Raw genomic sequence first — 6,510 nt, 5'->3', positions numbered from 1 at the left:
TATAATTCATGGTGAGTCCTCTCCTTGGTATGTTTTAATTTAGGGGTCAATGCGCATTGACACCCAGTACTATACCAGAGAGGCTCTTTTTTGTTCAAACCTCAAATTTCTTCATTACAGGAATGCTCCTTTAATGTTTAGTCATCGTAATCATGCTATAATATTGATCAAAATTAGAAGCTTGAACATAACCAGTTTGTTTTTCCATTGCATTTAATACCCCTGCAGCCATACCACTTTTTACAATACTTTCAATAGAATGTTTCTCACTTAAGGCTTTGGCCATTCCGGCTACTGTTGCATCACCAGAACCAACTGGATTAACTGCTTTAACCACTGGGATAGAAACTGTATAATAGTCTCCTTGATGCTTCACAAATGCCCCGTCTTTTCCTAATGTAACTACAATCGTTTCTATATCATGGAATAAAGGATTCGCTAATGCCTTTTTTAATACATCTACATCTGTAGTTACTGATTCTGCTAATAATTGTTTGAGTTCTGATAGATTTGGCTTGATTATTGTAGGTCGCGCTGAATTGCTCAATACAGCATGTAAAGCCTGACCACTTGTATCTAAAACAACAGGAATGCCAAATCGATTTGCACGGGCAATGAGTCCCGCATAATAGTCCGTACTTATTCCCTTTGGCAAACTTCCCGATATTGTTACTACATTAGTACCTAGTTCTAACAACCGTGAAAAATGAGTCTCAAAGCCTTCCGCTATTTCAGTAGTAAGAGTTGGACCTGGCTCCAAGACTTCAGTTTGATTCCCATCATGTAAAATTGCTATACAATTACGAGATTCTTGATCAATTTTATAAAAGTTATGTTTTATAGAATGTTGATTTAGCTGATTTTCAATAAACTGACCAATGGTTCCTCCTAATATCCCAGTTGCCTGTACTTCGGCTCCTAAAAGATGGGAAACCCGAGTGACGTTTAATCCTTTGCCTCCAGCTGTCTTCCGAACTTCATTTGTTCGATTGGATTCATCCAATTTAAAGCTTGGTATTTCATATGAAATATCCACCGATGGGTTTAAAGTTACACTTAATATCATCTATTATTCTCCTCTTTTAAAGCGATGAATCAATCTTCTTTTTGATATTTAATTACACCATTAACTTGCAGTAGCTGTTACATCCAAATTACTGTCTAACACGACATAATCTGCCAGTTTATTAGTTTCAATGCTACCAAGTTTATCTGCTTTTCCAAGGCTCTCAGCAGGTGATAAAGAAGCACGGTGCCATACTTTATAAAGTGGATCATCCGACCAACCCATTAAATTCTTAACACCATTAATTAATTGTAAGGTATTAGAACCGGTCTCCGTTCTGGCCATGCCATCCTTCACCACTACAGGAAACTCCCCTAAATTGTCTCGGGAATCTGGTATCAAAATTATATAAAATAGAATCAAAAAATTTTAGCCTAATTTGGTCAATCACTAGAAAAAAGATATACTGTTCATATAACCCAATTAGTCATTTTTGATTCTGCATTCAGTTTTTTCACAAACCTTTAGGATATCAACAAATTGCTAGTTTTCGATTATTTTAAACATCAACAAATTGCTATAAAAACTTTTGACTGTCTATCTTTATAATTTCATTTACTATTTTTCGTAAATTGTTACTCCCTTAACTACTCGGTTAACCAATCCATCTGGACTAGGATTATCCGGTGTAATCCCTAACTGAATAGACTTTTTAAGGGATAATACTTGTGCGAAGATAACATAAAGTAATGCTAGTGAAAAATCATTTGTAAATTTGTCACTGGTTTCATTTACTGAAATAGTCCAGTCAGCTAACTTTTCTACTTCTTCATCTTTTGATTCAGTAAGTGCTACTACTTTAACTTTTCCGTCCGTAACTAATTCTTGTAAAATATCAAAATCATATTTGCGGGTGTAAGGATCAGATGACATAAATAAAGTCACTACTGATTTATCCGTTAAAATTGATTTTGGACCATGTCGGAATCCTAGAGATGATTCATGAATGGCAACAACTTTACCCGCTGTTAATTCAAGCATTTTTAGCGCAGCTTCATGAGCTAATTGACCAAGAGAACCAGAACCAAGATAAACAATTCTATCGAAATCAAAATCTATAATCTGTTCAACTGTAGCGGTAACATGATTAACAAAGTTTTCGGCATTTCCTACAACCTTGGAATCAAACTCTTCATTAGCAAATAGGATATATGCAGCAATCATCATACTAGTATAACTACTTGTCATCGCAAATCCTCGATCATGAGCTTCTTCTGGAGTAAGAATAACTAGGCTGTTAGCATTATTTTTACTGTTCTGAGCTAATTGTCCATCTTTATTACAAGTAATATTTACCTGATAGAAGTCCTTAACTATTTGTTCCCCTAGCTTAACTGCTGCCATACTTTCTGGACTGTTACCTGAACGCGCAAAAGATACTAGAATAGTAGGAAATTCTTTAAATAAAAATTGCTCTGGATTAGAAACGATATCCGTTGTGGCAATAGCCTCAAAAAGAATCCTCTCTTTATGTTGATCCCTTAAAATCGGAACCAACGTATCTCCAGCAAAAGCCGAAGTTCCTGCTCCTGTAAAAATCACTCGAACTTGCCCATGCTTATCATAAATGGATTGAACAAATCCTCTTAGTTCATCCTTTCTTTCTGTCAAACTTTCAACAAATCCCTTCCAAACAACAGGTTGTTGATAAATTTCTTTCGAAGTGTGAGCCGCTTTCAATTCATGTAATGCTTCTTCATTTAAATTAAACAAGAAATACCATCCTCTCTTATCTTTGGTTATGTCATCATAACCATTTTGATATTAAGTAAACTCTATTAATGTAAACATAGAAATTAGAGATTAATAGAGTTTTTAATCATTTAATTCAACTGTGTAGGCGAATTTATCGCCTCGAGCAACACTAACCGTGTACTCAATTAGCTTATCATTAAAATAAGCATATCGTTTTAATAGGATAGCAGCTTGATTTTTTTTAGTATTTAATAGTTTGGCTTCCTTTTCTCTTATTAAAGTAGCTGAAAATGTTTCAACTGCCCTAGAGACGACAATCTGGTAATTTTCCTTAAAAACATCATACATCGGTTGTTCAACTAAATCAGTTGCTGTAAGATCCGGAAAATGTTTTTTAGGAAGGTAAGTGGTTTCATACATTAACGGTTCATCATCAGCCAAACGTAGCCGAGTAACTTGGAACACTTCCTCATTTGTCTCTAAATTCAACTGATTTGCTAAATGCTCTTCTATTTCGATTTCCGAAAATGATAGTACCTTAGTAGATGGTTCTTTTCCCATCTTTTTCATTTCTTCTGTAAAACTATAGAGATTAACAAGGTTTTGGTTATAGGTTTTCGATGCTACAAAAGTTCCTTTACCATGAAGTTTATAGATATAACCTTCACGCTCAAGCTCCTGCAAAGCTTGTCTAACAGTAATTCTGCTTAGGCCATAGATATCACACAGTTCGCGTTCAGGTGGTAGCTTTTGTTCAACATGATATACCTTGTTTTCAATTTTCTTTATGATTTCCTCCATTAATTGTAAATATAATGGAACCTTACTTGTTTTATCCACTTTATCAGTTGTCACCTCCAGCGTGGTCATTACCACTTAAATCAAGTATAAAACACAAAAACACAAATGTAAAGGTTCCCTTTATATTTTTTCTAACTCACTTATAATCATATTCTAGCAAAAAATGTTGAACGTAGTTGTTTTTCTATTTCAAGCACTTGTTTCTACATTTATTAATTCACTTTACAACAAAGTGGTCATTACCAATTGTTAAATATTAAAAAGGGCCGCAAAATGCAAGTGCGACCTAGCCCTAGAATCTTAGTATTAAATATTTTTCCCAATTAGGAACCCTTAAGATAAGTCTCATAGGTTTGTAATTATTGTCGGCTCTTCACTATTGACAGTTATATGGGATTTTAGATTAAACATTAAATAGCGTGGGGGATTATTTTCTTATTTCATAAGGACACTTTTTCGGATTACTAGCTTAGTAGATATAAATATTTTTTTAGCAATAGTTCTCCCCTCTAATCGTTCCATCAAAGTATTTACAGCTGTTTCACCCATTAATTCTGTATATACTTTTACAGTACTTAAAGGTGGATACATGTATTTAGATACAGATATATCATTAATACCAATAATACTTACCCTCTCGGGAATTTTTATATTTCCCTCATGGAGTGCTCTTAAACTACCAATTGCCATTACATCACTACTAACAAAAAAAGCAGTTGGTAGATTTTCTCCTAACTCTTCGATTGCCTTTTTCATTAATTCATATCCTTCATCTACAGAAAAGTCACTTATATACACGAACTCATCCTTAAACAATTTCTTTTCTTTCATATAATTTATAAATGTTTTTTCTCGTAAATCCAATAAAGGCTTACTCTCTCCCTGTAGTATTTCTCTACCCCCAACAAAGCCAATATTTTTATGTCCGGTTTCTATAAAGAAATCAATAATTTTTTTTGTTGCCCTCACAAAATCAATAACTACTGAATCATATTTTTCCTCATCCGGACAATAATCTACAAATAATATATTTTGATTAATACCAATCATTTCTGTAATCTGTTGACCACTGAATTTACCAACGGCAATAATGCCTTCAATATCCATCGGGTTAATTTCATTCAGATTGTCAAAAAAGTATAACACAGGCTCTATATTAATTTCCTTGCACCTATGTTCAATACCTAATCGAATAGACAAATAATATAAGTCATTTAATTCCTCTGTCTCTGTATACCAGTGTATGATGGCAATCTTCTTCCCACTATGTTTCTTTATAGGCTTTTTTCTATAGGAAAGATCCTCTGCAATTTCAAATATCCTTCTTTTTGTTTCATCAGTAACGGATAGTGTTTTATCGTAATTTAGAACCCTAGATACAGTTGCAGGTGACACGTTAGCTTTTTTCGCTATATCCTTTATCGTCGCCACAATATATAGCTCCTCAAAATTTTTTTCAGTTCTTCAGTACTAGACAGTGAAAAGCTCATACCGGGATATTCAAAAAACAACCCAATATAGCAATTTATTCATATACGTAAATCTATTTTCTCCAGCGAAACCCACATTTAACCATAACTCAAATAATTCGTTTAAAGTAAGAATACCTGAGTTTGAAGATGATTGATTGGCCTCTTACCATTATAGGAATTTTTACTCACTGTCCAGTTTTAGCAAGACTATCATAATACTCGTTTAGATTAACAGAGCGACCCTTTTGCAATCTAGATTCCTCTGCAGCAAATGCCATAAGATGACTTCTTAACGAATCACTAGCTGATGATTTACTTTCATGTTGTTCCTTATCAATATCCTTTAAAAAGGTGCGAACAATGGCTCTATCACCACCACCATGGCCGCCAACCGGTTTGTCGAACTTAACGATTGATTCATGTCTAGTAAGAAAATCAAAGATAGAAATGCTATTTTCCTCCATATTTCCTCGAATCTCACCTTTTGTTCCCATGATTTGAACGATTCTAGTTTGTTCGCGGGTAAATCCTGACATACTAAATGTGGCAGTGGCACCACTCTCAAATTCCATGTTCACAACTTGGTGGTCAACAACGTTATTATCCAATTGATATACACATTTTCCATAGTTAGTAGTATGAAGAGCATTTATAATTCCTTCATTAGAGTCATCTTCCGTAAATTTTCTTGCCCATCCTCGACCTTCACCTAAATAATAACGACCAGCATGGAATGGACATTCTAATTCAGCAGGACAACCATCTAAGCATCTTTCAGGTGCACCAATAGGAGCATTCTCTTTTTTGAAATGCATTAAGGAACCGTAAGAACTGATACGCTCACATTTCTCTCCTAACACATAACTAATGATATCCATGTCATGACAAGATTTCTGTAAAATCATCGGGCTGGATAATTCTTTATTACGCCAGTTCCCACGTACAAAACTATGGGACATATGCATAATCTCCACATTTTCATTTAACTGAATTGATGCAATATCCCCTATCATTCCTTCATCAATTACCTTCTTTATAGTGGACCAAAATTCTGTATATCGTAAAACATGACAAATCGTTAACTGACGATTATATTTTTTAGCAGCCCGCTCCATCTCAACACACTCTAATGGTTCTGGGGACATGGGTTTCTCTAATAATACGTGATACCCTAATTCTAATGCTTTCATCGTTGGTTTAAAATGTTCTTGGTCCATTGTACAAATAATCGCGATATCTGCCAGCTTATCTTTTTCTAATAAGTTATCCCAATTTGAAAAGGAATTTTCAGGTGAGATTAGATGTGATTGACACACCCTCTCCCTCCTCTCCTTATTAGGTTCTGCGACAGCTACAATTTTCAATTCATTAGGATAGTCTAACGCATAAGGAGCATATGCTCTTGCGCCACGATCTCCAGCCCCAATAATAACTGCAGTTTTTGGTTGCATACATACATCTCCTCAGTTTCGTAGA

Annotated in this window: 6 protein-coding genes; all 6 read right to left on the bottom strand. The window is 34.6% G+C overall.

The genetic code is table 11. From position 1 onward, the window contains the following. Positions 1 to 130: 130 nt before the first annotated feature. The 6 genes from lacC to GN217_RS01300 all read right to left on the bottom strand — a co-directional run bounded on the left by lacC (position 131) and on the right by GN217_RS01300 (position 6,485). Positions 131 to 1,066, bottom strand: a complete 936-nt coding sequence (lacC, locus tag GN217_RS01325; protein WP_156854513.1) for a tagatose-6-phosphate kinase — start codon at positions 1,064 to 1,066, stop codon at positions 131 to 133. Between the two features lie 60 nt (positions 1,067 to 1,126). Then, positions 1,127 to 1,366, bottom strand: coding sequence for an amidohydrolase family protein (locus tag GN217_RS01320; protein ID WP_156854511.1), 240 nt, complete (start codon positions 1,364 to 1,366; stop codon positions 1,127 to 1,129). A 258-nt stretch (positions 1,367 to 1,624) separates the two neighbouring features. Continuing rightward, on the bottom strand, positions 1,625 to 2,779 hold the full coding sequence (locus GN217_RS01315; RefSeq protein ID WP_156854509.1) for an SIS domain-containing protein: 1,155 nt from the start codon (positions 2,777 to 2,779) through the stop codon (positions 1,625 to 1,627). A gap of 102 nt (positions 2,780 to 2,881) precedes the next feature. Beyond that, positions 2,882 to 3,601 (bottom strand): GntR family transcriptional regulator, encoded by a 720-nt coding sequence (locus GN217_RS01310; protein ID WP_232334289.1) that lies wholly within the window; start codon positions 3,599 to 3,601, stop codon positions 2,882 to 2,884. A gap of 396 nt (positions 3,602 to 3,997) precedes the next feature. Next, positions 3,998 to 4,993 carry a LacI family DNA-binding transcriptional regulator gene (locus GN217_RS01305; RefSeq protein ID WP_156854505.1) on the bottom strand — a complete coding sequence of 332 codons (996 nt, stop codon included), beginning with the start codon at positions 4,991 to 4,993 and terminating at the stop codon, positions 3,998 to 4,000. A gap of 226 nt (positions 4,994 to 5,219) precedes the next feature. Then, entirely contained in the window at positions 5,220 to 6,485 is a 1,266-nt protein-coding gene (locus GN217_RS01300; RefSeq protein WP_156854503.1) for a Gfo/Idh/MocA family protein, read from the bottom strand. Positions 6,486 to 6,510: the final 25 nt, after the last annotated feature.

The organism is Oceanobacillus sp. AG (assembly GCF_009746545.1).
Taxonomy (GTDB): domain Bacteria; phylum Bacillota; class Bacilli; order Bacillales; family Amphibacillaceae; genus Oceanobacillus; species Oceanobacillus indicireducens.
Note: the sequence above shows the minus strand (reverse complement) of the source record. Positions and strands in the feature narration are given on the sequence as shown.

What these genes read in the sequence shown, in the direction of transcription:
- lacC (WP_156854513.1), bottom strand. Translation starts at nt 1,066, where the DNA reads ATGATATTAAGTGTAACTTTAAACCCATCGGTGGATATTTCATATGAA.
- GN217_RS01300 (WP_156854503.1), bottom strand. Translation starts at nt 6,485, where the DNA reads ATGCAACCAAAAACTGCAGTTATTATTGGGGCTGGAGATCGTGGCGCA.